The 24,968-nt window shown below is 58.1% G+C and carries 30 protein-coding genes; 5 read left to right on the top strand and 25 right to left on the bottom strand.

Annotated elements, in window-relative coordinates:
• Positions 1 to 9: 9 nt before the first annotated feature.
• Genes M5B97_RS14485 through M5B97_RS14475 form a run of 3 tightly spaced genes read right to left on the bottom strand, consistent with a single transcriptional unit; the run spans position 10 to position 5,792 of the window.
• On the bottom strand, positions 10 to 1,428 hold the full coding sequence (locus M5B97_RS14485) for an efflux transporter outer membrane subunit (protein WP_248731833.1): 1,419 nt from the start codon (positions 1,426 to 1,428) through the stop codon (positions 10 to 12).
• On the bottom strand, positions 1,412 to 2,581 hold the full coding sequence (locus M5B97_RS14480; protein WP_248731832.1) for an efflux RND transporter periplasmic adaptor subunit: 1,170 nt from the start codon (positions 2,579 to 2,581) through the stop codon (positions 1,412 to 1,414). The genes M5B97_RS14485 and M5B97_RS14480 overlap by 17 nt, the downstream gene beginning before the upstream one ends.
• Complete coding sequence (locus tag M5B97_RS14475) at positions 2,571 to 5,792, bottom strand: efflux RND transporter permease subunit (protein WP_248731831.1); 3,222 nt, start codon at positions 5,790 to 5,792, stop codon at positions 2,571 to 2,573. Before M5B97_RS14475 ends, M5B97_RS14480 begins: the two co-directional genes overlap by 11 nt.
• Before the next feature lie 219 nt (positions 5,793 to 6,011).
• Here M5B97_RS14475 and M5B97_RS14470 point away from each other — a divergent pair, with 219 nt between their 5' ends.
• Positions 6,012 to 6,422 carry a hypothetical protein gene (locus tag M5B97_RS14470; protein WP_123717887.1) on the top strand — a complete coding sequence of 137 codons (411 nt, stop codon included), beginning with the start codon at positions 6,012 to 6,014 and terminating at the stop codon, positions 6,420 to 6,422.
• Here the strand turns inward: M5B97_RS14470 and M5B97_RS14465 are convergent.
• The gene (locus M5B97_RS14465; RefSeq protein ID WP_248731830.1) at positions 6,419 to 6,574 is read right to left on the bottom strand and encodes a hypothetical protein; all 156 of its coding nucleotides are present in this window, start codon (positions 6,572 to 6,574) and stop codon (positions 6,419 to 6,421) included. The genes M5B97_RS14470 and M5B97_RS14465 overlap by 4 nt on opposite strands.
• 199 nt (positions 6,575 to 6,773) lie before the next feature.
• Between M5B97_RS14465 and M5B97_RS14460 the strand changes: the two genes are divergently transcribed.
• On the top strand, positions 6,774 to 7,436 hold the full coding sequence (locus tag M5B97_RS14460; protein WP_248731829.1) for a peptidase C39 family protein: 663 nt from the start codon (positions 6,774 to 6,776) through the stop codon (positions 7,434 to 7,436).
• Between the two features lie 204 nt (positions 7,437 to 7,640).
• Here M5B97_RS14460 and pbpG read toward each other — a convergent pair whose 3' ends face one another.
• From pbpG to M5B97_RS14425, 7 genes are all read right to left on the bottom strand, one after another.
• A complete protein-coding gene (gene pbpG / locus M5B97_RS14455; RefSeq protein WP_134657823.1) occupies positions 7,641 to 8,564 on the bottom strand; it encodes a D-alanyl-D-alanine endopeptidase in 924 nt (307 codons plus the stop codon).
• 133 nt (positions 8,565 to 8,697) lie between these two features.
• Positions 8,698 to 9,834, bottom strand: coding sequence for a tyrosine-type recombinase/integrase (locus tag M5B97_RS14450; RefSeq protein ID WP_248731958.1), 1,137 nt, complete (start codon positions 9,832 to 9,834; stop codon positions 8,698 to 8,700).
• Positions 9,735 to 10,079 carry a hypothetical protein gene (locus tag M5B97_RS27715; protein WP_248731828.1) on the bottom strand — a complete coding sequence of 115 codons (345 nt, stop codon included), beginning with the start codon at positions 10,077 to 10,079 and terminating at the stop codon, positions 9,735 to 9,737. The genes M5B97_RS14450 and M5B97_RS27715 overlap by 100 nt, the downstream gene beginning before the upstream one ends.
• A 2-nt stretch (positions 10,080 to 10,081) precedes the next feature.
• Positions 10,082 to 10,300 (bottom strand): hypothetical protein, encoded by a 219-nt coding sequence (locus tag M5B97_RS14440; RefSeq protein ID WP_248731827.1) that lies wholly within the window; start codon positions 10,298 to 10,300, stop codon positions 10,082 to 10,084.
• A 181-nt stretch (positions 10,301 to 10,481) separates the two neighbouring features.
• Positions 10,482 to 10,916: a hypothetical protein gene (locus tag M5B97_RS14435; protein WP_055135596.1), complete on the bottom strand. Its 435-nt coding sequence runs from the start codon at positions 10,914 to 10,916 to the stop codon at positions 10,482 to 10,484.
• A 49-nt stretch (positions 10,917 to 10,965) separates the two neighbouring features.
• Positions 10,966 to 11,304 carry a hypothetical protein gene (locus M5B97_RS14430; protein ID WP_248731826.1) on the bottom strand — a complete coding sequence of 113 codons (339 nt, stop codon included), beginning with the start codon at positions 11,302 to 11,304 and terminating at the stop codon, positions 10,966 to 10,968.
• A gap of 59 nt (positions 11,305 to 11,363) precedes the next feature.
• Complete coding sequence (locus M5B97_RS14425; RefSeq protein ID WP_248731825.1) at positions 11,364 to 11,801, bottom strand: hypothetical protein; 438 nt, start codon at positions 11,799 to 11,801, stop codon at positions 11,364 to 11,366.
• A gap of 126 nt (positions 11,802 to 11,927) precedes the next feature.
• On the opposite strand from M5B97_RS14425, the gene M5B97_RS14420 reads away from it, so the two are divergent.
• Complete coding sequence (locus tag M5B97_RS14420) at positions 11,928 to 12,266, top strand: hypothetical protein (protein WP_248731824.1); 339 nt, start codon at positions 11,928 to 11,930, stop codon at positions 12,264 to 12,266.
• An 879-nt stretch (positions 12,267 to 13,145) separates the two neighbouring features.
• Here the strand turns inward: M5B97_RS14420 and M5B97_RS14415 are convergent.
• From M5B97_RS14415 to M5B97_RS14405, 3 genes are all read right to left on the bottom strand, one after another.
• Positions 13,146 to 13,511 (bottom strand): DUF4406 domain-containing protein, encoded by a 366-nt coding sequence (locus tag M5B97_RS14415; RefSeq protein ID WP_248731823.1) that lies wholly within the window; start codon positions 13,509 to 13,511, stop codon positions 13,146 to 13,148.
• A gap of 217 nt (positions 13,512 to 13,728) precedes the next feature.
• Complete coding sequence (locus tag M5B97_RS14410) at positions 13,729 to 15,399, bottom strand: DNA cytosine methyltransferase (protein WP_248731822.1); 1,671 nt, start codon at positions 15,397 to 15,399, stop codon at positions 13,729 to 13,731.
• A gap of 562 nt (positions 15,400 to 15,961) precedes the next feature.
• A complete protein-coding gene (locus M5B97_RS14405) occupies positions 15,962 to 16,195 on the bottom strand; it encodes a hypothetical protein (protein ID WP_248731821.1) in 234 nt (77 codons plus the stop codon).
• A gap of 102 nt (positions 16,196 to 16,297) precedes the next feature.
• Here M5B97_RS14405 and M5B97_RS14400 point away from each other — a divergent pair, with 102 nt between their 5' ends.
• The gene (locus tag M5B97_RS14400; RefSeq protein WP_248731820.1) at positions 16,298 to 16,774 is read left to right on the top strand and encodes a hypothetical protein; all 477 of its coding nucleotides are present in this window, start codon (positions 16,298 to 16,300) and stop codon (positions 16,772 to 16,774) included.
• Between the two features lie 98 nt (positions 16,775 to 16,872).
• On the top strand, positions 16,873 to 17,568 hold the full coding sequence (locus M5B97_RS14395) for a WASH complex subunit 5 (RefSeq protein WP_248731819.1): 696 nt from the start codon (positions 16,873 to 16,875) through the stop codon (positions 17,566 to 17,568).
• 20 nt (positions 17,569 to 17,588) lie between these two features.
• Here the strand turns inward: M5B97_RS14395 and M5B97_RS14390 are convergent, their stop codons facing one another.
• From M5B97_RS14390 to M5B97_RS14340, 11 genes are all read right to left on the bottom strand, one after another.
• Positions 17,589 to 18,074 carry a hypothetical protein gene (locus tag M5B97_RS14390; protein ID WP_248731818.1) on the bottom strand — a complete coding sequence of 162 codons (486 nt, stop codon included), beginning with the start codon at positions 18,072 to 18,074 and terminating at the stop codon, positions 17,589 to 17,591.
• Positions 18,075 to 18,155: 81 nt separating this feature from the next.
• Positions 18,156 to 18,674, bottom strand: coding sequence for a hypothetical protein (locus M5B97_RS14385; protein WP_248731817.1), 519 nt, complete (start codon positions 18,672 to 18,674; stop codon positions 18,156 to 18,158).
• The gene (locus M5B97_RS14380; RefSeq protein ID WP_134657809.1) at positions 18,671 to 19,438 is read right to left on the bottom strand and encodes a lambda exonuclease family protein; all 768 of its coding nucleotides are present in this window, start codon (positions 19,436 to 19,438) and stop codon (positions 18,671 to 18,673) included. Before M5B97_RS14380 ends, M5B97_RS14385 begins: the two co-directional genes overlap by 4 nt.
• On the bottom strand, positions 19,435 to 20,250 hold the full coding sequence (locus tag M5B97_RS14375) for an ERF family protein (protein ID WP_248731816.1): 816 nt from the start codon (positions 20,248 to 20,250) through the stop codon (positions 19,435 to 19,437). Before M5B97_RS14375 ends, M5B97_RS14380 begins: the two co-directional genes overlap by 4 nt.
• Positions 20,251 to 20,257: 7 nt before the next feature.
• Positions 20,258 to 21,418 (bottom strand): hypothetical protein, encoded by a 1,161-nt coding sequence (locus M5B97_RS14370; RefSeq protein WP_134657808.1) that lies wholly within the window; start codon positions 21,416 to 21,418, stop codon positions 20,258 to 20,260.
• Positions 21,419 to 21,580: 162 nt separating this feature from the next.
• A complete protein-coding gene (locus tag M5B97_RS14365) occupies positions 21,581 to 22,156 on the bottom strand; it encodes a hypothetical protein (protein ID WP_248731815.1) in 576 nt (191 codons plus the stop codon).
• Positions 22,153 to 22,356 (bottom strand): hypothetical protein, encoded by a 204-nt coding sequence (locus M5B97_RS14360; protein WP_123351017.1) that lies wholly within the window; start codon positions 22,354 to 22,356, stop codon positions 22,153 to 22,155. Before M5B97_RS14360 ends, M5B97_RS14365 begins: the two co-directional genes overlap by 4 nt.
• A complete protein-coding gene (locus tag M5B97_RS14355; RefSeq protein WP_248731814.1) occupies positions 22,353 to 22,544 on the bottom strand; it encodes a hypothetical protein in 192 nt (63 codons plus the stop codon). Before M5B97_RS14355 ends, M5B97_RS14360 begins: the two co-directional genes overlap by 4 nt.
• Entirely contained in the window at positions 22,541 to 22,978 is a 438-nt protein-coding gene (locus tag M5B97_RS14350) for a hypothetical protein (protein ID WP_248731813.1), read from the bottom strand. The genes M5B97_RS14355 and M5B97_RS14350 overlap by 4 nt, the downstream gene beginning before the upstream one ends.
• Positions 22,979 to 23,520: 542 nt before the next feature.
• The gene (locus tag M5B97_RS14345; RefSeq protein WP_248731812.1) at positions 23,521 to 24,063 is read right to left on the bottom strand and encodes a hypothetical protein; all 543 of its coding nucleotides are present in this window, start codon (positions 24,061 to 24,063) and stop codon (positions 23,521 to 23,523) included.
• Positions 24,064 to 24,509: 446 nt separating this feature from the next.
• Positions 24,510 to 24,761 (bottom strand): DUF1654 domain-containing protein, encoded by a 252-nt coding sequence (locus M5B97_RS14340; RefSeq protein WP_248731811.1) that lies wholly within the window; start codon positions 24,759 to 24,761, stop codon positions 24,510 to 24,512.
• Positions 24,762 to 24,968: the final 207 nt, after the last annotated feature.

The following is a 24,968-nucleotide window of genomic DNA, read 5'->3' as shown; positions in this document are numbered from 1 at the left end:
GTCGTCCTGTCAGGCGCCCGGTTGCCACCCACCGCCCAAGGCGGTGACCAACCCCACGCTCGCCTGCAACTGCCGTGTCTGCACGGCCTGCAACGCCCGTTGCGCCTGCAATGCAGCGGTCTGCGCGGTGACCACATCCAGATAACTCACGGCCCCGGCCTGATAGCTGTTCATCGCCAGAGACTGCGTGTGCTGCGCCGCATCCGCCGCCGCTTGTTCATCCTGGGCTTCCTGCTGCAAATCCCTCAGTTGCGCCAGGTTATCCTCCACCTCGCGCACGGCTTTCAGTACATGGCTGCGGTACTGCGCCGAGGCCTCTTCAAACTCAGCTTTGGCCTGGCGTTCATTGGCGCTCAAACGCCCGCCGTCAAAGATCGGCAGATTCACCAACGGCCCAAGCGCCCAGTAACGGTTGCCGGCCGACAGCAGATTGCCGACGCCTTGCGTCTGCCCGCCGATCAATCCGGTCAGGCTGAAATTCGGATACCACGCCGCCTTCGCCACGCCAATAGTTGCATTAGCCGCAAACACCCGGCGTTCCGCCGCTGCAATGTCCGGTCGACGTTGCAGCAGTTGGCTGGGTAGCTGCGATGGAATGCCCGGTAAGGCCATCAGTTGCCGGCTCGGCGGCAACGAAAAATCGCTGGCCGCCACGCCGACCAGCTCGCCAATGGCATGCTCGGTCAGGTTGCGTTGCCCACGCACTTCATCCAGCTGTGCCTTGGCTTCGGCCAGCTGGTTTTGTGCGCGCGTCAGGTCCAGTTCCGAAGCAATCTGGCCTTCATAGCGGCTACGTGTCAGTTGCAACGCCTGGCCGAAATCATCCAGCGAGCTGGTGAGAATCCGGCTTTGCGCATCCAGCCCGTTGAGCTGCACATACAAGGTTGCCAATTGGTGTTGCAGGCTCAGGCGTGCCACCGCCAGATCGTCCCCGGACGCCTGCGCCTGGGCATCCCCGGCCGCGACCTGATTACGGATTTTGCCCCACAGGTCGAGGTCGTAGCTCAGGGAAAACCCTGCGGTGTTGCTGTTGTACACCGATGGCTGGGTAGTACCGCGCAGCGGCCGCGAATCCGACTGGCGCTGACGCACGGGTTGTGCGCTGGCGCTGATCTGCGGGAACAGTCCCGCGTGCAGTTGGCTGGCGTAGGCCTGGGACGCGTCGAAGTGCGCCAGTGCCGCCGCCAGGTCCGGGTTGGCCTTGAGCAGTTGTTGTTGCAGGTCGTTCAGGCGCGAGTCGTGGTAAAGCTTCCACCATTCGGGTGCCAGATGATCGGACGGTTGCGCGCTGTGCCACGGGCCGTCGCTGGTCTGTTCGCGGTAGCCGGCCGGCAGGTCCACCGGGGGCACCTTGTAGGTGGGCGCCATCGAGCAGCCTTGCAGTACCAGCAGCATCAACGCCGCGAGGGGCTTAAGCCTTGGGCGCATGCGCACCTCCGGAGGCGTCGGCCAGTTGTACCGGATCACCCTCGCGCAATGCGTCGGGCGGGTTGTCGACTACGCGGTCGGCAGGTTTCAAACCCTGGTCGATGATCAGGCGCTCGCCGAGGTCGAGACCGATGTGGATGTCTCGCAGGTGCACGTGGTTTTGCGCGTCCAGCACCGCGACCTGGGTGCCTTGGGCGCGGAAGATCAACGCGCTGGCCGGGATGCTCACGCCGTGGGTGTCCGCCGGAATCGGCAGGGTCGCTTCGGCGTAGTCACCTGGCAGCAACTCGCCCTTGGGGTTGTCGGCGACGAACTGGGCGAGCATGGTGCCGGAGCGGCGGTCGATGGCGGTGGAATCGCCGATCAGGCGCGCCTTGAAGTGTTCGCCAGGGTGCTCAGGTACGGTCAGTTCGGCTTCAAGGCCCGGGTGGATCACCGCTGCGTAGTTCTGTGGTACCGGCACATAGAGGCGCAGCTGATGAGTGTCGGCGATGTCGAACAGCTCCGGGTCGCTGTCGGTATCGGCCTTGATCAACTGGCCGATATCGGTGTTGCGCGCTGTGATAGTGCCGGTGAAGGGCGCGCGGAGGGTCTTGTAGCTTTCCAGCGCCGACAGGCGTGCGTAATCGGCAGCGGCGGCTGCGGCGTTGGCTTTGGCGGCGGCGGCGTTGGAGGTTTTTTCATCGGCCTCCTGGCGTGACACCGAGTGGCTGGCCAGCAGGTTTTGCCAACGCGTGGCGGTGGTTTCAGCCAGGCGTGCATCGGCCTGTTCCTGGACCAGTCGGGCGTGGGCTTGCGCCAGTTGCTGATCGAGGTCCGGGCTGTCGATTTCGGCGAGCACTTGCCCGGCGTTGACCTGGCTGCCGATATCGACTTTCCAATCCTTCAAGTAACCGCTGACCCGGGCGTGGATCGGCGCTTTGCTCCAGGCTTCCAGATGCGCGGGCAAGCGCAGGGTGTCGCCGGTGGCGTTCTGTTTGGGTTGGAACACCATCACCTGCGGGATGGCCGCGGCTTCCGTCCAGGCGGTAACCGATTGTTCGTGCATCGTGCGGGCGTGGAGGCCGTTGGCGACCAACAGGGCGGCCAACGTCAAGCCGCCGACACCCATGAGCATCAGACGCTTGCGCGAGGGTTTGTGATCAGACGACATGAGACGTTTCTCCAGCAGCAGCGCGAGTAGGGTGACGACCGTGGACCAGGCTGAAGACCACGGGAACAAACAACAAAGTGGCAGTGGTGGCGAGGATCAAGCCGCCGATCACGGCCCGGCCGAGCGGGGCGTTCTGCTCTTCGGAAATGGCCAGGGGCAACATGCCGATGATCATCGCCAGGGCCGTCATGCACACCGGGCGGAAGCGCGTGTAGCCGGCTTCCAGCGCAGCCTTTAATGCATCGCCGTGTTCGGCCAGGCGCTCACGGCAGAAGCTCACCACCAGGATCGAGTTGGCGGTGGCCACGCCCATGCACAGGATGGCGCCGGTGAGCGCCGGTACCGACAGCGAGGTGCCGCTGAGGAACAGCATCCATACGATGCCCGCCAAGGCTGCCGGCAAGGCGGTGATGATCACGAACGGATCGACCCATGACTGGAAGTTGACCACGATCAGCAAGTAGATCAGCACCACCGCACCGAGCAGGCCGAAGCTCAAACCGCTGAACGCCTCGTGCAACGCGTCGATTTGCCCATGCAAGCTGATCACCGCGCCTTTGGGGCGCATGGAGGCGGTATCGTCCAGCACTTTTTGCACATCGCGGGCCACGCCACCCAGGTCACGACCTTGCACGTTGGCGTACAGGTCCAGGGTCGGCTGGATGTTGTAGTGGGTCACCACCGCCGGGCTTTGCACGCGGGAGATGGTCGCCATGCCGCCGAGGATCTGCGACTGGCCGCCGGCACCTGTGACCGGCAACGCTTCCAGTGACGGTAGGCTGTCCAGGCGGTACTGCGGCGTCGCCGCGACGATGGAGTACGACACGCCGTTGGCCGGGTTCAGCCAGAAGGTCGGCGCGGTCTGCGAACTGCCGGCGAGGGAGGCGACCATGCTGTTGGTCACGTCCCTCTCGGTAATGCCCAGGCCATTGGCACGCATACGGTCGACGTTGACTTGCAGCGACGGGTAGCCGGTGGACTGCTGGATACGCAGGTCGGCGATGCCCGGAATGTGCGAAAGGCGACGTTCAAGTTCCACGGCGTAGGCGCGGTTTTCCTCATCGCTGCGCCCGGAGATTTTCACATCCAGTGGCGCCGGGGCGCCGAAGTTGAGGATCTGGCTGCTGATGTCGGCCGGTAGAAACGCGAAGTGGCTGCCGGGAAAACTTTCCGGCAAGGCTTCACGCAGTTTTTTCACGTAGTCGGCGGTGGGCGCATGGTCTTCTTTCAAGGTGACCTGGATGTCGCCATCCTGCGGGCCGATGGTGCCGCTGCTGCTGTAGGCCATGTCGATGCCGCTCAACGGAATACCGATGTTGTCGACGATGGTGTCCAGTTCTTGCGCCGGGATCACTTCACGAATCCGCGCTTCAATCCGGTCGAACGCCGCCGCGCTTTCTTCAATACGCGTGCCCAGCGGCAAGCGTACGTGCAGGGCCAGGGCACCGGCGTCGGTGGCCGGGAAGAAGTCCTGGCCCAGGCTTGGCAGCAGCAGGAACGAGGCGATCACGCAGGCCAGGAAGCCGACGATAAAGCGCTTGCGATTGCCCAGCGCCAGGGTCAGCAGGCCGTGGTAAGTGTCGCGGATGTTCGAGAAGTGACGCTCGAAATCTTGCTGAAAATTCAGCACCGATTGCAGCACGCGATTGCGCGGTTTGCTGTGTTGCTCGCCCTCGTGGTGATTGATGAAGTCATCTTCCGGGTGATGCCCCGCACCTTGCTCCGGTGTATGCGGCTTGAGCAGGAACATCGCCAGGGTTGGCACCAGCGTCCGCGAGAGGATGAACGAGCTGGCCATGGCGAAGATCACCGCCAGGGCCATCGGCCGGAACAGATACCCGGCGATGCCGTGCAGCAGGAACATCGGCACGAACACGATGCAGATACACAGCAGCGAGACGAATGCCGGGCCGACGATCTGCGCGGCGCCGTCGAGGATTGCGGTTTTCACCGCCTTGCCTTGTTCCAGGTGCCAGTTGATGTTTTCGATGGTCACCGTGGCGTCGTCCACCAGGATCCCTACCGCCAACGCCAGCCCGCCGAGGGTCATCACGTTGAGGGTTTGCCCGCTGACCGCCAGCAGCGCGATGGCTGACAGCACCGCCAACGGGATCGAGGCGGCGATGATCAGTGTGGAACGCCAGCTGCCGAGGAACAGCAAGATCATCGCGCTGGTCAGTAGTGCGGCAATGATGCCTTCCCGGGCCACGCTGCCGACCGATTGCTTGACGAACACCGAGGCGTCACCGAGCAGCGAGGTCTTCAGTGAAGGTGGCAGGGTTTCGTTGATGCGCGGCAGCATCTGGCGAATACCATCGATGATCGACAGGGTGGAGATGCTGCCGTTTTTCAGCGCCGGCATCAGTACGGCGCGGTGGCCGTCGACCCGCACGATGTTGGTCTGCGGCGGCGAGCCGTCGCGCACGTGGGCTACCTGGCCGATGGTGATCAGCGCGCCGTCGACGGTCTTGATCGGCAGGTCGTTGAGTTCATCGATGGCCTTGGGGCTGTTGTTGAGCAGGATCGTGTATTCATTGGGACCGAGCTTGGCGGTGCCCACCGGGATGATCTGGTTTTGCAGCGCCAGGGCATTGCCCACGTCCTGTGCCGACAGGCCTTTGGCGGCCAGTGCCTGAGGGTCGAGGTCGAGGGTGATCTGCCGCTGCTTGCCACCCATTGGCGTGGGCATGGCCAGGCCGGGCAGGGCGCTTAAAGGCAGGCGAATGTTGTTCTGCACCAGGTCGCGGATCTTGGCTTCCGACAGGCTGGGGCTGGAGAACGCCATTTGCAGGATCGGTACCGTGGAGGCGCTGTAGTTGAGGATCAGTGGCGGGGTGATACCCGGTGGCATCTGCTTGAGCACGGTTTGTGAAACCGCGGTTACCTGGGCGTTGGCGGTACGGATATCCACGCCGGGCTGGAAGAAGATCTTCACGATGCCCATGCCGGGCAGCGATTGCGATTCGATATGTTCGATGTCGTTGACGGTGGTGCTCAGCGAGCGTTCGTAGGTATAGATCACCCGCCCGGCCATGGCGTCCGGTGACAGGCCGTTGTACTGCCAGACCACGGCGACCACGGGGATACCGATATCGGGAAACACATCCGTAGGGGTTCGCAGGGCCGCCATCGGCCCGATGATGCAAATGAATATGGCCAACACGATAAACGTGTACGGCTTTTGCAGTGCGGTCTTTACCAGCCCGAGCATGCGTGAACCTCCGAGGGAGCAGGATTGCAAACCCCGGCAGTCTTGCCCGACCCACCTAACACGCACCTTTCAGCCAAATGAAGGAACATTTAGTTAAGCGCTGAAGAACGTTTCATGTGTATTCATTTGTTCTACAAAGGGCCGCTCTCCAAGCTTGTCATCCATCGGACGCGACACATTTCGCTTCGTCTTTTTACTGATGTTCTTTGGAGCCCTGCCATGTCACTTAAACCTCTGTTGTTGATTCCTGCCCTCGGTGCTGTATTGCTGCTGTCGGCGTGTGCCGGCCCGATCCCCAAGGCGGACCCGAGCGAAGCGTGGATTGGTTTGAAGGAAGAAGCCCCGAATGACCTGATGGCCGAACGCGTCGACGGCAAGCGCGTGGATGACGGGCGTTTCTTTGAAGTGACCCCGGGCGATCATCGACTGGATGTGACCTTATTTGAAGAGGAGGCGGGCGACGACAACCAGCAGGACTGTCAGGGACGTGTCGAGTACAAACACTTCAAGGCGGGTGAGCATTACACCCTGGTCGAGTCGAGCCTGGGCACTACCGTGCGCGCGGTGCTCAAGGATGGTCACGGCAAGGAAGTTGCCGCGACCCAGGACTTCAATTGCATGCCTGGCTAAGCGTGCCGTGCCGCCGCCGCTTCAGGTGGCTTGGCGGGCTTGACGTGGGGGTGATGATGGCGACGCGTCACGCGCATCACGCCCCACAGCATGGCGCCGGCTACGGCCAGCCAACCGCAGATCAACAGGAAAATCGTAGTTGCAAGGCTCATTTTGGCCTCCTTTCGCCCCGTTCGGGGCACACACACAGTCTTCTCAATGGACAGTCTAGCTAGCCGGCGGTTGCCTGCTATTGACCAATGGTCGAGTCCGTCCAACTTGTTTGCTATATCAATGCCGCCGCTCTCCTACCTGAACGCGATTGGGCTATGATCTGGGGCCTCACCGGCAGTTGATCAAGAGAGTAAAAAATTGCGGTTACGCTCGAACGTTAAAACCACCTTGTTGCTGGCCTGTGCCTTGGGGCTCGCGGCGTGTTCCGGGCACCCCTCGAAACTGCCGGGCCTGCCGGAACGCGTCGAACTCAATGGCGTACCGACCTTTCGCAGCGAGGCCTATCAGAGTGGCCCCAGCGCCTTGGCCAGCATGCTGTCGCAACAAGGCATTGTCATGACACCGGGTCTGTTGGATAAGCCGCTGCACCTGCCGGGCGGTGAGGCCGACCTTGAGCGCAACATGCAGGTGCTGGCGCGGGAGTACGGGCTGATGGTGTACCCGCTGGAGAGCCAACTGACGGCGGTGCTGGCGCAAGTGGCGGCGGGGTACCCGGTGATGGCGCGGCTCAACCCGAGTTTCTGGTCCGGGACCCGGTATGTCGTGGTGGTGGGGTTCAATCAACAAAAGAGCACCGTGCTGCTGCGCTCCGGCATGGAGCGGCGGATGCAGATGAGCTTCAGTGACTTTGAATCCGCGTGGAAAAGCGCCGGTCACTGGGCCATATTGACCCAGCGTCCAAGCCAGCTGCCCGCCAATGTGGATGCACAACGCTGGCGCGAGTCGGCCAACGCCACGGCCCAGGCCGGCCAGGAGCAGGCGGCGGCGCAGGCGCTCAAGGTGTTGGCGCAACGCAAATGAAAAACGGCGCCCAGGGCGTAATGCCAGTCAGTTAAGCGAAAGTGCCGTCTGTAGGAGCGAGCTTGCTCGCGAAAACCGTCAACGATAACGCGTGTTGCCTGAATTAACACGGCGCCTGTGAGTTTTTTGCGAGCAAGCCCGCTCCTACAAAAAGCCTTAACTGACTGGCCTTAGCCCAAGGCGCCGTTTTTATCGATCTGCCGCTTAGCGACGCACTTCTGCGGCATTCGGGCGGTTTTTCAGATTTTTGTCAGCCTTGTAGCGCAACGCGACGTCCGGCACCGAACCACTCTTGCCGGTCTCGACCCAATTGCGAATACGACCGGCGTCGGCGAAGTGCGTGAATTTGCCGAAGGCGTCCAGGATCACCAATGAAACCGGGCGGTTACCCATGCTCGTCACCAGCACCAGGCAATGGCCGGCCTGGTTGGTGAAACCGGTCTTGGTCAGCTTGATATCCCAGTTGGCGCGGTTGATCAGATGGTCGGTGTTGGAGAAACCCAGGGTGTAGTTGGGTTTGCGGAACGACACTGTCTTTTCTTTGGTGGTACTCAGCTGGCTGAGCATCGGAAATTTGCGCGCATAGGCCAGCAGCTTGCTCAGGTCACGGGCCGTGGATACGTTGTGAATCGACAGGCCGGTGGGTTCGACGTAGTGGGTGCTGGTCATGCCCAGCGCCTTGGCCTTGGCGTTCATCGCCGCGATAAAGGCCGGATAGCCGCCCGGGTAGTGGTGAGCCAGGCTGGCGGCGGCGCGGTTTTCCGAGGACATCAGGGCGATCAGCAGCATCTCTTTGCGCGGCATTTCGCTGCCGATTTTCACCCGGGAAAACACGCCTTTCATCTCCGGCGTGTCCTTGATGTTGATATCGATGTATTCATCCATGTTCTGCTTGGCTTCCAGCACCACCAGGCCGGTCATCAATTTGCTCACCGAGGCGATAGGCACCACCACGTCGGGATTGCTGGAATAAATGACTTTATTGGTCTGCAGGTCGACGAGCATGGCGCTGCCGGAAGCGATCTGAAGTTTGGACGTATCACGCGGAGCCAGGGTGGTTTCGGCTGCGTGTGCGAAGGTGCCTGTAAATGCAAAAAATAGGCTGACAATAGAGAGACGAATTTTCACGCGGGTGAACTCGCTAAAAAGTAAGGAAATACCGTTTGGATACGGGTTTTATGACAAATGCCGTTACATTTTAGGAGTATGGATCAGAAAGTGATAGAGAGCCTTTAAATAAAGGCTGTAACCCGATGATTGGTTACGCTTGTACCGATTTTGTACCGATCATTGATTTTTCGAGCTTCCCTACTTCTGACCAGTCAGTGGTAGACGACATCCATTTTGCATAAGTCGTCAGCAACACTTGGATGCTGTGTCCAAGCTGGTCGGCGATAAACGCAGGATTTACGCCCGCCATGATGCACATGGTGGCATACGTGTGTCTGCAGTTGTACTGCGGCCGATGCCGCAGATCAAGCGCCGTCAATGCCTTGCTGAATTGGTCGCCGGTCTGAGACGGTCGGCAGATGAATTCAGAGCCACCCGATGGTGGAAACACAAACGGCGATGCCGTTTTAATCCTACGCCTCTGTAGCAAGCGATCATCCGCGATCTGCCTGGCCTGCCGCAAGGCATTCAGCGCTCGGCTATTGAGCATCACTGTCCGCGCGTACTTAGTTTTGGTGCGCTCCTCTACTTCCCCATCTACAACGATCCGGCAAACGTGTGCTGTTCGCGCATCCATGTCGATCTCATCCCAGCGCAATGCCGCTATCTCTCCTGTCCTCATCCCACTGAAGAAAGCAAATTCAAAGTAAGCAGCAAATATCCGCACACCTGGCTTTTTAAAATTTGCGTACATCCATTCAATGATTGCGGCCGCTTCATCTCCGGAAAAAGGATCAACCTGTTTTTTTGCCTTCTTGGGTAGCTTGATCGGTGCAGCAGGGTTACGTTCAATCAGCTCATCTTGCATGGCCGCTTTCAACAGCGATGTGACCCGTGCTATCGACTCGCGCTTAACCGACTGCGATTCCCAGGCTGTTTCGCTGATGACTCTGCGCAGCACCATCGTAGTGATTGAAGTGATTGGGAGCTGGCCAAGCCAAGGCATCCAGTAAGTGTTGATCGTTGAGCGATAGTTTCTGCGGGTGCCTGGCACGATCTCCAAGCTGTTGATCCAAGCCTGTGCATACTCACCGAACGTCATCACCAGTGAAACAGGCGTGTAACTGGAGTTCGGGAACATCTCGGCGTACCGCTGATCATTCAGAACCCCATGCTTGGCCAGGCTTATTACTTGATCGCGTAGATCGGCTGCCGCTTTAATCCCTTTTGGGGTTTGTGGGTATGCGAGAGTTTCGCAGCGCCGCTCGCCTCTCCAAGTGAACCGAATACGAACGGACTGACCAACGAATTCAACTCCTGTGGGCAGGCCCATTGGCTTTCTAGCCATGCTTCATATCTCCTCAAGCTATAAAAAATTCGGCCATCTATCTTGTTCCAGACGCCCTCAGGTATTACGCCTCGGTCGCGCTTGCCTTCCAGCGCCCGCTTGGTGGTGCCGATGATTTCGGCCATGCGAACTTCCGGCACTTTGTCGAGCTGAAATGCATCTGATTTTTCATCGGCTTCTGCCATAACTACCTCCCGCCCGCCGTGGGCCGCGCTGTTTTGATAATTTGTACGGCAACACCAAAGGTTGTCAGTAGCCAGGTGCAGGTCCCGCCAAAGGCGTACAGCAATGCCTCAGTGGTGCCTGTATCGAGCAGGTAAGGACCAGTCCAGAAAAACCAGCAGCCGGTTCCGAACAGGTACAGCAAAGCGCCCAGCAGTATCAGGGTGAGTTTCATAGCGAACATGGGGTGTCCTTTCCGCGCTGGGCGGTTATCGGAAATATTTGATAATGATTGTTATTCGGATGTATGTTTGGCGCGCTCACCCAGAAGATAGGCTCTTTACCAGCCCACGGATGGCGAGGCTGATTCTTCTGGGTGAGCACCTTGCCCGCCGCTCACCGGCAGGCATGTAGGGGGATTGGGGTTATTGCGCGGGCGGCAACATTTTCTGCGCGGCTTCAACCATGCGGCGCCCGTCGGGCAGCAGCATGTGAGGCATGAATACCTCTTCGAACGTCATGAGCTGGCACTCGACCGCAGTGACCTGGGCCTTCACCCAGTCGCGCAGCATTGAGCAGACGGCGATCTGTGCAATGTCTGCTGCCTTCTGCCGGTGTTCGTCGGGTGTCGAGCGCATGCGACTGCTGTGTGGATGCTCGCGAAGCCAGGCGCTGGCATAGCCGCCCCAGTGCCCGGGTAACTGCACCGTACGGCCGCGGTGTTCGAACTGCACCAGGGTGATCTGCTCCTTGGCTTTGTGCATGATCCCGTAGTTGTCGCAGCCGAAGCGGCCCAGGATCTTCTGGATTTCGGCGAATGCCTTGTCGCCGCTGGTGGCGTTCTCGTACGGCAGGCTCATGGCCTTGGCCCCTTGTAGATGAAGACGTAGGCGAACCAGAGGGCGGCGATCATGGCGTCACCTCCTTGATATGACCGTCTACCCATTTGCGCATCCGCTGCCAGCGCTGCTCTGGGGTTTCGTTCCATCCACACTCGTCGTTCTCGAACACGACTTCTGCTGCCATGGCTGGCGCTATCCCGAATGCTTCCGACACTTTCTCGCGGCAATGCGCATCTATGGTTCCCATGTCGATGCCGCGCTTTGCCCCGAGAACGCCCAGGGTGCAGAACTGGCCATCGGCTTCGAGGGTGTCTGCCACCAGGCGTTTCTCAGGCATAGCGTCCAGCGCATCGCGCAATTCGATCAGGAAAGCCTGACCGCGCTTTCCCTTCAACGCCGAATTCACGGCACCCCTCCAGCAGATCAAATCCCATCCGCCACAATCATCGCTATATCCGCTTCGGCTCATGGCGCAACCTCCCGGCGCGCCCACTGAACATAGGGGCCGTCATCCGTATCGAAGATCCCCATCAGGAACCACTCAGGGCCTGGCGATTCGGGATTCCAGGCGGTGCACGCAGCATCCTCTTCAGGAAGATCCTCGAGTTCGTCACCAGAGTGCCAGCCTTTCAGTTCCAGTCCCTGTTCCTTGACCCAGGCAATGTAGGGCGCCGGGTCTTCGCCTTCGCCAAAGCTCGGGATGTTTGGGTGATACCACCAACCATCCGCATCGCGCTTAACCTCGACCGGCCCGAAAGGCTTGTTCCCGCTGTGCTCTCCGCACAGAGTTACTAAGTGCACGTCCGAATACTCGCCGCCGCCACTGCTGAACCTAGACTTGCAGCCGCAAGCTGCCGCCGCGCCATTGACGAAAGCAATCTCTACAGCGTCTGTAGTTTCCATTGGGTGATACCTGTCCTTGCCGCTATAGCGGCTGACTTTAGAGGTGAGGGGTGAATAAATATTTTCTGAGTGGTATTTCGTTCAGATTCGTACAAGTCGCATAATCGCCGCCTAAATATCAGGGAGATGCAGATGAGACGAAGAGGCAAGGTTTTCTGGGATTGGGCGGACCCCTCGCTTCACACTCGATCCGTGGACGAGCGGCAGGCCGATGGCACCATGTTAAATGTCCAAGTCCGTATGTCGCTTCTTGGACGGACGGAGTTGTTCATAGGCGTTTACAGGGCGGATGAGAAGATGCTTTTTGAGGAGGTACCTGAATCATTGCCTGGTGAAACCATGACGGAGGCTCTGGCGAGGGGCCTTGATTTGGCGAGGCTAAAAGCCCCGCGCGCTACACGGTCGATTACCACCTCGAAGCCTGAGAAACTTCCCCGAGCGGGCTCAAATCAAGCGAAACGGTAGCTCGTCTACGCTATGGAACGTTTGGCATCAACGCTCTGTCGTCAGTTAGACGGGTACAACACGGAATTTCCGGCTAGACCTGTCGCAAGGCGAATGTATGTGCGGATTAGATGACTTCAGGTTCAAATCTCACCAGCTCTTAATCGAACTCGACGCAGCCACCAGCAAAATTATGATGATGGTTTCCGCGAAGGAAGTGGTCGGCGTTGATTGGGACGCTGCTACGCTTCGCCATCACCACGCGTTTGAGGCGTGGAACTCATTTCTCAATTCGTCAGACGCTAATCCATGTGATCAAGGCTGATTTCATCGCTAGGGGACATTTAGCTGCTGAATTTGAAGGGGGAGGGGTTACAGGTTTTGCGGGTAGAGTACGGATGTACTCTTTATATGTTTTGGGGGCTAATTTAAGTATCCGGAGGCACGTAGTTGGGCTCCCATACCTCTTATCGGATTCCAGTTGGTGAGTGGTGGCAAATTGTCATTATCTGAGTTAGAAATATCTCGCTGGTTGCCACTTATACTTAAAAAGGGGTGGGTATATGAAATTTATTCTTCGGCTCATCAGTCCAAGCGGCGAGACGTTTTTTAGTGAGCCCACAGACCTTTACGGCAATAGGCGTTTGTGCCGTAACTCCCATTTTGCAGAGCTGTTCTGTACTCTCCAAGCAGCTGAGCGAGGGTTAAGCGATTTCCAGCTGCTTTGGGAGTTTCGAGAATACGTTCTGGATATTCTCGAGGCGGGCGCTAGTGATGGCTTTGTCTTAACAGATATGACAAATCAGCGTTCGACTGAAATCTCAGTTTCTTGCTAGTCGAGCCGTTTAGGCGAGTAAAGCGCTGGCTGAATCTTATCCATTCATCCTCACCGTCCCATGATCAGCGTCCAGCGTTTTTCCGCAGGAGCGTCTGAAGCGCTTGACGCTCTGTGCGAACAGCAGCCTCCCTCGTTAACAGATCATGGGCTTTCACAACCGTCATGCCGAGGCGTTCGGCGATCAGGACTTCCAGGCGGGCGCCCTTTGAATGCTCCCAGCCGGGCAGGGTGGCCACGGTGTCGCAGTCCATCAGGGTGGCAATATCGCGGCGCATGCAGTCGTTCCAGGTTCCGCCGTCGGGGTTGATCTCGGCGGGGTTGGTGACGGTGTGGCCGCTGGCGCGCAGGTTGGTGGTCATTGCGTGGAAGGCGGCGAAGTTGAGGCCGGGCAGGCCGGTCATGGGGCCGCTCAGGTAAATCCGTTTCACGGGGAGTCCTTGCCGGGCCATGCCCGGGCGCTGGAGTGGATTGATTTGAACTGCTGATTCCAACAGGTGCCGAAATAGCAACCACCCAGAGGACATAGCGATGAGTGAAGAAAAGAAGAAAGAGCCAGAGCAAGAAATCCCGATGCATTCCACTGAGGAAGAGCAGGAGCGTTTGAAGGACTTCAACAAAGACGGCATACCGCCTGGCGCTTGCTGATCAGCTCGCCAATTGACGCAATAGCCGCTGGCCGATCCATCGAACCACGGTGACGGCCTTGCTGTTGCCGATCGCCTTGTAGCGGGGTCCGTCCGGGCAGAGGCCCAACACCCTGCCACGCCACGGGATGCGCGTGTAGTCGTCGGGGAAGCCCTGGAGGCGTTCGCACTCTCGCGGTGTCAGGCGGCGAACCTGGCTTGGTGCAAGCAGCGCGGGAGGCGGGCTGCAGGCGTCCAGAGAGGCTGTGTATTCCTCGTACCACTTGCCCGCGCCGAGAGCGGCTGTGTGATGCAGCTTGGTGGAGTAAGCGGGAACGATTGGATGGCCACGGCCTGTGCCATCCTCGCTGCCATCAAATCCTTCGGCCTTCAGCGTATGGGTGATGTCGCCGGTGATGCACACAGCCACCTGTCCACCAGCGTTGGCGTGGCTTCCTGAGTGGTTCATGGCGCGCAGCGTGGGAGCGATAGCCCCAACGTCAGCACCGTGATCCTTGCAGGAGAAAGCCAACACAGCGTTCTCCTGTCCATTGTTCCTGCCCAGGGCGAAAGCAAGTTTGTTGCTGACCCCGGGGTCTTGCGTGCCATGCACCACAAGCAGACCCGACTCGGCGTCCTGATTAGTCGCGCTGCCAGCCGCCTTGCCGTTGGCGTTGAGTGTACCTGCTATCAAGTGCCCGGCCTGGGCCTGGTTGTCGTCAGCACCGCATGCGCCTACGCCGGTGGCGGTCAGTGCAGAAACCGGCCTGTCCTGAACAAAGAATGTTTCGCTGTCCAGATCGTTGCGGCCTTCATGGTGAGTGAGGGTACCCGCCTTCTCGATAGAACCGGACATACGCCCAGAGCCGAATGCCGGGATGCCGCCGAACATCGATACTGCTGGCCCGAAGTCACCTTCGCAGTTCGGGCAGCCGTAAGCGCCTAACTGCTCGGGGAAGACGTACTCGCATCCTTCTCCGCACTGGAGCGCAGGGCCGAAAGGAGCTGTTCCGGTAACGTCCTGCCCCTGGCCTCGGCGCGGCGCAGTATCCCGGCGCACGCCTTCGCGCTCAAAAAGTACCTCGCTGGGATCGAACCCGTCTCTAGCACTTGCGACAACGAACACACGACGGCGTCGTTGGGCCAGGCCGAAATATTGGGCGTCCAGGACCCGCCACGCGATTGTTCTTTTGGGTCCATACACACAACCAGCGTCCTGCCATTTTTTCCCTGGAGGCTGCAGCTCGCAGTCTTCCCCAGCAAGCGCGCCAAGAAAGCATCCGAAGGCGTTCCCTTTGTCGCTGAGGACGCCGGGGACGTTCTCCCAGACGATAACGCTGGCGGGCTTTCGCTGGCCGGCGCGAACATAGTCAACTGCATCTGCAAGCTCCACGTATTTGATGGTGAGGGCGCCGCGCGGGTCGGTGAGTCCTTCGCGCATACCGGCGACCGAGAAGGCCTGGCACGGCGTGCCGCCGACCAGAACACCCGGCGCCGGGATCTTGCCGGCCAGCACCATTGCGGCCAGCTTGGTCATGTCGCCGTGATTCGGCACGTCGGGGTAGTGGTGGGCCAGAACCGCCGAGGGGAACGGCTCAATCTCGGCGAACCAGGCGGCGCGCATGCCCAGCGGTTGCCAGGCTTGTGTCGCAGCTTCGATGCCGCTGCACACGCTTCCATAAGTGACGGGCATGTAGGACTCCGAAGTTAAGTTTGGAAAAAATCAAATATTGTGTCGGAAGTTATACCGGATGAATGCATGTCAAACTTCGGTTCATTGAAAAATACAATCGATAAAAATGGTTTTTACAAACACCTAAGTTGTATTTTTGTTTATTGTTGCGCTGTTGAAAAACTAAATTGGAGTGAGTTATGAAAGATCTAACACCCGTGGAGCGCCAGTTTTATAATGCTGCGGAGAGGATTGCACTTAAAGTCGGGAAAACCAAGTTCGAGGCGTCGGCGTTTGCCGAGAGGCAAGTTAATAGGGCTCGGCTAGAGTTAAGACCGCTTGAACCTTACAGCGCGTGGGTCTAACTAAAATTCATTTAAATTCGTAAGGAGTGAATAAACAAACAGAGCCCTATGCAAGGCAGCTTCAGGCGGCCTGGCCTTCTGACTTGATTGGCCAGCCCGCAAACCCCACCTTTGGCACCTTCGTCTTTGGGTTAATGATTGGCTTGCCCTTGGCGTCCACCAGCACGGCCTTCGCCCGGATATGCATGTCGCGGCACCTCAGCGTCTTGCGGGCCAGCTCAATGAACTGCTCGGCGTACTGCGGCGCGTCGAAGAGTGGCGAGAGCTGGCGGACCGCCGCCCCCCCCCATGATCTTCTCGGTGCGCTTTGCGACCAGTTCCAGCCATTCGGCTTCTGGGATCGGCTCGACGCCGCCAGGAGCCTTCGGGTTCTTCCGGGTGCCAGCCGTCTTCTTGCGGGCCTCTGTCTTGGCGACATCGAGGGTCATTCCAAACACTGCAAAGGTGCTCATGGGTTATCTCCAAGCGTGCGCCTGCCTCGCCGGCTGGCGTGATTCGTTGATATGGGGGTATTTGTGGACGGCCCGGCATGGGGCCGGAAAAAGGAGTGTCGCGTGGGTGAAGTCGGTTTAAATGACGTTCGAGGTTACTTTAGAGAGCTCGCTGCGCCCGCCTTTCTAGAGTTTTGGAAGGAATACCAACGTGACGTGCCGGTCGATAGAGATCGTTTTTCCTTGATCTATCGCCGGTTAATCACTGCGCTATTCTTTCTGAATCACATGACCGACAAAACTGCAAAACAGCGTGGGGTAAAAAATCCTGTAGATCTGATCGAAATGGTTAAAGGCGTTGATTGTGATGCGGGTACTGCGCTCGATATTTGCAGATTGCTTGTCAATGACGTCAAGCATCCAGCGAAGCGGCTACAGACCTACGATATTCGCGACCGGAACATGCCCTATGACGATCCGGGGCATAATCAAATTCCATCTTGGGTGTATACGGATAAACTCGGCGGCTTGCACGAGCTTGGTGATGTATCACAGCGTGTTTGGAAATATTGGGTCGATTACCGTCACGAGCGAACATAGACTGCCATCAGAAATCCCGCTCCGTGGCCGGTGGTGGCTATTAGGTTTTAGTTGAGTTATCACGGGTGACCGGCATGGAGCCGGATCAAGGAGAAAGTATGAGCAAAATCGACGTAGGGCTTGTTGATCCATTGGATGAACCGGCAGGCGAGAAAGTAAATCGCGTAATACGGATTGCACTTGGAACAGTCCCCATTGCCGGGGGGGCTATGGTCGAATTTTTTAACTCGATGTTTGAAGGTCCACTTTCAAAGCGGCGAACTGAGTGGATGATCCAAGTTTCAGATGAACTGAATGAGATATTGGAGAATGGAGTTCTAACTGAAAAAGATCTTCAGGAGAATGAGTCTTTTATTAGCACCGTTGCGCAGGCATGCAATATATCGCTAAGAAATCACGAGTTAGAAAAGCTTGAAGCATTACGAAATGCAGTAAAGAATTCCGCACTGCCTAATTGCCCAGATGATGACTGTCGACAATTATTTCTAAATTTTGTAGATGTGTGTACGGTGACACATATCAGGCTGCTTCAGTTTTTTGATTTTCCGGCGCGGTGGTTTAAAAGCAAGGATATAATCCCGCCTAACTTCAGCATGGGCAGCTTGATAAGGGTTCTTGAGGTCGCGATACCAAGTTTACAAAATCGGCGAGAACTTTATGAGCCGATTTGGATGGACCTTGTTCAGCGAGGGCTGATCCAGCAAGGTGGGCTTGATATGACCAACAGTCTTAATGGTCTTCTCGAGAAGCGCACTACGAAACTGGGCAGTCAGCTTATTGAATTTCTTAGCTAATTAGATGCATGGGTGTCCATTCAACTTTCGCCGTCGTCGGCGGCGATAATTTGAAGCGATTCTGCAAGGCCTGCTTTCCATAATTTGCGCGCCACGGTTTCTGGTATTTCATAATTGTGGCGCTTAATTTCGAAGAGTGGTACCGAGTTCTCAGCGCCCAGCGAGTGGGCATGTGCGATCAGTCGCCAGATGGTCGCCCGGTCTTTCGTTTCGCCCAGTTCTGCGGTGAGTGCCGCCAGCCGGTCACGCATTCCCTGTCGGAAGTAGTGACGGATGATATCGGACGGCCCTTTGAGCTTCGGCGGTGCCGACGGCAGATCCTCGGCCCGGCCATTCAGCACCAGCAGTTGCACCGCCTCGCTGATTTCCTCGATCTCATGCCAGCACATCAGCTCGTCGAGCATCTGCCGGGTGCCGTACGGGACCGTGTGCCGCAATTCCTGCTCGCCCAGTTCCTGCCGCTTCTCGGCAAGCCTGGCTGTGCGTTCCTTCTGTTCGGCTGCCATGGCCTACCTCTTCTATTCCGCTGGCCGGCAGTGCGAGCCAGGTTTGACGTTTGCGTTGCTGGGTGCGGGCTATGGATTGCTTCAAGACTTCTTCTTTCCGTTCCGCAAGTTGAACGGCAGTGCCGGGAAAACGATGTTGTAGTCCTTAAGCAGGCGGTGGAATTTATCGTAGCTCATGCCGGTCTGCTTCATCACCTGGGACCGGTTCAGGCCTACGTCTCGCAGCGCCGTGATTCGTTCAACCATCGGGCCGTCGGTAGCCTTGTGGTTCTGGTTGGTGGTGTAGCCACGCTTGAACTTGAAACCCATGCGGGTCGCCATGCGCTTCAGATCACGTTCACTGAGGTGAAACGTCTTCATGGCTTCGGTGATGGTCATCGCTGATGCCGCTGCCGCTACCTTGGATTCCAGCGATTGGTTTGGCTCGGCCCGCGTGCCGTCTCGGGCTTTGCCGTTGAACATCGTGCCGAAGTCAGCATCGCGAACTTGCATCGGCAGTGTTTCGAGGGCGTCACGGCCTTCAAATTCGGCCATGGCGCGGGCGATCCAGTCGCGGTCGACATCCTTCTGGCGGATAGTGCTGAGTTCTGGGCTGATCATGCTGCTTTACTCCTGAGCGCCGCCTCGTACCCGTCAACCAGCAGCTTGAATTCCCACAGGTCTTCCTCAAGGCTTTCGATGTAGTCGTCGTCGCGCTTGAACTCTTTCCACCAGAGCTGGCGGCCTACCGGCTTCAGTAGTGGGCAGTACATTCCGATGTGCCACCACTTTTTGTCGGCGATCCACATACAACCCTGCACCTGGTCGATGACCTCGCTGGCATCGTTGTCGATGTGGAAGGCGCGAAGCTTGTCAGGGGCTAGGAAGCACTTGTACTCAGCACCGCCGTCCTCGCCGATGAATCCGTCCGCGCTGGCGCCGAAGACGCCATCGTCAGTCTTCACCAGTCCGACCTGTGTGACGATCAAGCCCGTCTGAATTTCGTGTTCCATGCGGGCTTCCGGCTCCAGTTCATGCCCTCGGCGCATCTGCCAAGTTTCGAACCCGCCATCCAGCGGCGCACCGCCGATCCGCTCAACCGCCAGCTCAAAGGCGTAGGTAAGCGCGGCGTTAGATGGCTCGCCGACTTTCTCCCCATCTAGAGCGCGCTGAACGACCTCTGCTTTTGGCCCAGCCTTGTAGCCGGCCAGGTCGCGGGATTTGCTTTCGCTGTGCCCGGCCAGCATGGCGTCGACGTAGATCTTCTGTTGTGCTGTCAGTCCGTTAACCTTGGAGCGGGCGGTGCTGAACATGCTTGCGGTGATGACCCCGGCGCGGGCCTGTAGCCATTCAGCGGAGCCTTGTGTGCAGTTGACTATGATCATTGGCTTACTCCTTCTTGCGGCGCTGCGCTGAGCTGCATGCCGCGAGTGGTTACCGCTACTTTCAATGCTTCGTAGAGGTCAGTCGCGGTCTTATTGTCGGTGGCTTTCAGGTCCTTAGAGGCCTTTACGCCCTCTTGCCAAATTGCCGTGAGTGATTCTTTGGAGTCGGCGGCGTAGGCCTTCGGAATCCACTCATTCATCAGCTCACCAAGGCTGTGGGGCTGGACCTCTTCGCCGTTTCCGTCGTTATCCTCGTTCGTCAGCACAACATTGAAAATCATCATTGTCAGGTAGCGACGGGCGTAACTGAAGGTAGATCCTGCTGCATGAACCCCGGTCTTGTTCACGCTACCTTTGATGCCCGCAGAGTCGATAGGAAGATCGACGTGATAGGTCTTTGTGTGCCCAGCCTCATGCATGCAGTCGCAGACAGTGCGGATGTGACCGACCAGTGGGCTATCGCCAGTGCCAAACGACAGCGAAAATCCGTGGAGCGTGTAGACCGGTGAAATCTTGCGATCAATCGACTCAAGAGCCGCATAGGCGCTACTCGTTTGGGCGTTGAACTTGTCACGAAATACGGGACCGATTTCCGCTTGAGCCCGAACCATCGCGGCGTTAAAGGCTGCTGCTGCCGTGCGATCCGTGTGGCGCTCGTACATCTCCATCATCTTCTGCATTTTGTCTGCATCGAACGCCGGGTCGGTCGCGGCCCGCTGGATCATTGTCAGCATCGCGGTTGATTCGTTGGTGGCCGCCGGGCTGGCGACCTGCCGAGTTTCGGTGCGCTCGGCCAGGGCTGAGTTAGTCATGGCGACCTCAATAGGAAATGGTGATAGCTGGGATCTTGCGCTGGGCAATCAATTTGACTGCCTGCTTGGCGCATTCCTCTGGCATGCCGCCTGCGATGAAGGCTTCCAGGGCAGTGCGATTAATGGCGCGGCGATGCGCCTCGTCGCGTTCGCGCATCTCTTGCTGACGGACAATTTCGGCGGCGGCCGCATCAGCTCGACGGCGCTCATCTTGACGAGCTAATTCGGCAGCCTCTTCAGCCCGTCGCACCGCAGCAATGCGTTCTTGCTCAGCGTGCTGCTCGGCGGCGATGCGATTGGCTTCAGCCTGTGCCGCTGCTGCGCGGGACTGTTCGGCTTGCAGCTCCAGTTGCAGGCGCTGGCGTTCGGCGGCGGCCTCGGCATCCAGTGCAGCCTGTGCGGCGGCGCGCTGAGTGGCGGCGGCCTGGTCCAGTAATTCCTGTTCACGTCGCGCGGCAGCTTCTCGCTCGGCTTTGGCCTGCTGCTCGGCTTGGATTCTGGCTTGTTCTGCGGCAACCCTTGCAATCTCTGCATCACGGTCCCGCTGGGCCTGAGCTTCCGCCTCGGCACGCAACCGGACCAGTTCGGCCTGCTCAGCCTCGTATTGTTCGCGCTTCACTAGGGCGGCACGCAGCGCTTCTAAGGTGTCCGCCTTCAAACGCAGCGCCTCGGCCTCGTAATCGCCAAGCCACTCGCCATCAATCACGATGCCTTCAAAGGCGCCGATGCTGATTTTCAGGTATTCGGAGTCGGCAGTGCTGATAGTCAGCGGGTCAAGGCGCAGCTCACCAACCCATGCTTCGATCTCGCGCTTCTTGGCAGCCACAGCCGCTTCCCAGTCAGTCAGAGGCTTGCGCGTCTCGTCGCGCAGAGCATCCATAGCGTCGACGAACTCGCGAAGTTCAGCCTCGACCACCTTGGGCATTTCCTTCAGGCGCTTCAGGTAATCGCGGCCAGGTGTTTCGACTGCCTTTTTGGATTTGCTGACGGTTGCGGCCAGGGATGCAATGCGAGCGCGACCTTTCACAGTAGTCAGATCGGGCACCTCGCCTGTGACTTCGGCCTTCACCGCCTCGAAGAACTGGCCCAGGCCGCCAGCTACGTAAATAGCCGGCGCGTTGTCGGCGCTGATGTCGTCGATGGTGATGACTTGCTGTTGTGCGGACACGGTGACTCCCTGCCGCGATGCTCGCAGCGCTTGAAGGTGTTGGTTATTGAGTGATTCGATCAGCGAGAGCGCTGAGCAACATCAGGAAGGTGAAGAGGGATAGGGCGCAGAAGGAGCCGCGCCAAATCAGCATGCGCCGGGTGCGCTGGTGGGTGGTCATGGCTACAGCTGCTTACGCCAGCCAGCGTCGTACAGATTGATGCAGGCCTCTTCATGAATCTTGAGCTGAGTCAGATGATCAACGCCGTGCCGTCCACCTGGGTGATCCTTGATCGCGCCGATCATTAGGTTTAGCTCTGCGAGGCGAGCCTCTTCGGCGATCTGTTCTGGCGTGCGGATGGGGCGGAAGCAACCGTATGCGCCTTGAGCGACTTGCAAATATTCGAACTCAGGAGGCGCATAAAAGGTGAATGCAGCTACCTCGAAAGATCCACTCATGAAGTGCGCTATCACCGTCACTTGATCGCCAACACGCGGGTCTGTTGGCATGGTTTCCTCGGGATTGAACCCGGCAAACTCGCATACCGTCCCAACAGGCGGCAGGCCTTCGCCTGTCCAGGGTTCCGGCTGGGCTATCTCAAGGTAGGAGTTGCTCATGCACCCGAAGCCCATTTCCCACTCGTCGTTCTTGAAGAATTGGTAGCTACCAGAGTTGCCGCCGAAGCACTTCACCCACAGTCCCGAGTGCGGGTTGATGTGAGTGGCACCGTCCGGTTTTTTGGTCAGATCAATCTTCATGCCTTCACCTCATAAGCGACTGTCCACTCACCGCACAAGCAGGCGCGGCCGCTCCATGCGTGAACATTTGGGATGCCAGCGTCATGTGCCAGCGAAAGGGCGCCCAGCCACTTGGTGTGGGTGAAGGCCAGGATCATGCGGTCGGCAGGCAGCTCTTCGATTTGCTCGTCGATCAGCGATTTCACTATTGGCGTGGTCATGCAGCCTCCTTGCGGTGCCTGGTGATTTTCAGCAGGCGCTGGCAGTAGTGGTTGAATTCTTCGATGGTGATCACGCCGCCGGTGAGCATGCTCGTAATCATTCGCTGGACGACGACCTGGGCGCCTGGCTCGCTTGCGGGGTGCGCCAGAGCATCAAGCGCTTCGTCGATCAGGATGTGTGGGCTCATAGGTCGTCATCCACGTCGTCTTCGCGCTCTTCCCGTTCTGCTGCTACGGCGTCTTCGGCATACGGCCTCAGCAGCGCTACAGCGATCTTCTCGACTGCCTCAATCGGGCGCTGTTGGCCCAGAAGGTCGGCAGCGTGGGACCGCGCATCGCTCTGACTGCCGAGCATTGCCGACAGCAGCAGGCGGGCAAACGAGTCGCGATGGTCCAGGCCATCTATCTGGCGCTGGTTTAGGTGACCCTGCAGGACCTTACAGAACCGGTCGAACGTCACCACTTGCGGCTGGCCGTAGCGACGCTTCCACTTGATATCGACGCCGCACACCAGGCGCACCGCCGAATGCTCAAGCCATTCCGTAACCTCGTCGCCCTCGCTGACCTCTGGAGGCAACTGAGCGTCGTAACGCTGTTGGCACATCTTCAATGCTGCGTTCATGGTCGCCTCCAGGTTGGCGGGTATGGATTCAACAAAACTCGGCCGCACTCATTCGCTTCGCTGGTAGCCGTTGGGCGCGAAGGGGAGTGCATGCGAGTGGTGTCGGGGATAAAGCAAAGGGGATGCAGCGAGGAGGTGCCAACGGCCGGCTATCGAGCCAGGCCGTCAGCAAAATGGATCGTTACTCTACTGAGCAGATCCAGCGGTGATTTTGCCGATACGGGGCACGGATGAAGTGGACATCAGATACCAATTTCAGCCCGCGCTCCCGGAGTGCTTCAGTCAGTTGTACGAGTGTCTCTGCTTGGATAGTCATGCTTTTACCTCGTCAGATTTACTGCGCTCATAATTCTTGACCGGAAGGACAACCGGCTAATTCAAATTTTCTACAGCGTTGATTGCATGACCGCATTGGGGTGTGAACTGCATGACGTTTGTCTGCCTTTGCTCTCGCGCTGGCTGGCGGTACTCAGTTCACACTCCGATGCGCTCTCATAGAGAGGATCGGGCAGTTAACGACAGGCTGTCGTGGCGCAGGTTGTTCAATACGGCTTTTCAACCTTGCCCTGGTCTTGCAGGCTTTTGATTTTGAAAAGGTCGTTCAGCATATGGTCCATTTGATTGGCAAGCTGATTGCGCAAGCCGTCTTTCAGGGCGCCGGTTACGTTAGCCACGCTTTGCTGCATTTGCTTGCTGAAGTCTTCGGCGCAGATCTTGGTCATAAGCCACTGAGCCCGGGTGACTGAGTTGTAATCGCTAGATGCTGGCTTGCCATCTCCGGGGTTTACCTTGCCGTTCCAGTAGGCGGTTACCGTTTTTTCCAGTTCCTTGCGCAACGTGGTAGATGGCCATTCCTGCTCACCCCACTGGTTCACCCGGCGATATTCGCGCTCGAACGAACCGTTGATGGTTTCGTCGATCGCCTTCTGAATCTGCGAGGTCACGCGCTCATCGAAGATTTTGTCGATGCGCTTTTTCACCTCCTTCGCGACCATTTCGGTGAGATCTTCATCCTCCCGCAGCAACTGATCGGCGACGTTCGACACGATGGATTTCTTGAGTTCAGCTTCGTTGATGTTGAGCATTTTGTGACTCCCGTTGATTTCCAATGCCGCCTCATAGAAGCGGCATCAGTAAATCTGTGGAGCCGTGACCCGCTACTGGCTGATCACGGGTAAATCCATTCGTTGGTGCGCATCCGATACAACCTGGCCCATGTCCAGTTCGCACTCCGTTGTTTCTCCGACCGCGACCCTGTCCGCCGGAAAACTAGATTTGGCGCTTTACGCTGCACGCCCGGGTCAGTTGCCAACCCTCTGAACCGTTGAGGCCGGTTCATCGCTGCCTTTGAATCTGGGCCGGTGGTGATCCGGCAAGGAGTGTCGCTAAAGAGCGGCGCAGCTTTCGCTGCTGACGATTCGCCGTGGCGTCTCGATGAACACGAATATAGGCAACCCCATATTTATCGTCAATGGGTATTCCCATATATTTTATGGGAGGCGATAAAAAGCCCGCTCAATGGCGGGCTCATTTAGGAATCGCAGTACTCGCGCCAGCCGATCCGGACGACGCCGTCATCCAAATGCTCGACCCTTATACCGGCGGTGTCGCCGATATCCTGGATCACCTGTTGCCAGGCTTCAGGGCTCTCATCTTCGCGCCTGGATATCTCGACCAACTGAATCCTCTGGACCCGAGGAGAGGCGATAAGCCCTTGGAGACGAAGGCCGACAAGTTCGTACGAACTTCTCAGTTTCGATGTAGGGGAGGGTGCATGGTCCACAATTCGCTCCTTGCGTAAACTGTATAAATAAACAGTATCTGTGCTGACATACATTGGCAATAGAGGCGCAAGTAAATTTATGCATAAATGCATAATATTCGGCGATTGCCCATCCAGCGGGCACGAAAAAGGCCGCGTTTAGAGGGCATGATCGGAAAGCAGGGTAACCGGTTAGGTCCTGGATGGTGCGAAGATCTGGTAACCGGT

Source organism: Pseudomonas sp. MWU13-2517 (genome assembly GCF_023242545.1).
Taxonomy (GTDB): Bacteria; Pseudomonadota; Gammaproteobacteria; order Pseudomonadales; family Pseudomonadaceae; genus Aquipseudomonas.
This window is presented reverse-complemented; position numbering and strand designations above follow the sequence as displayed.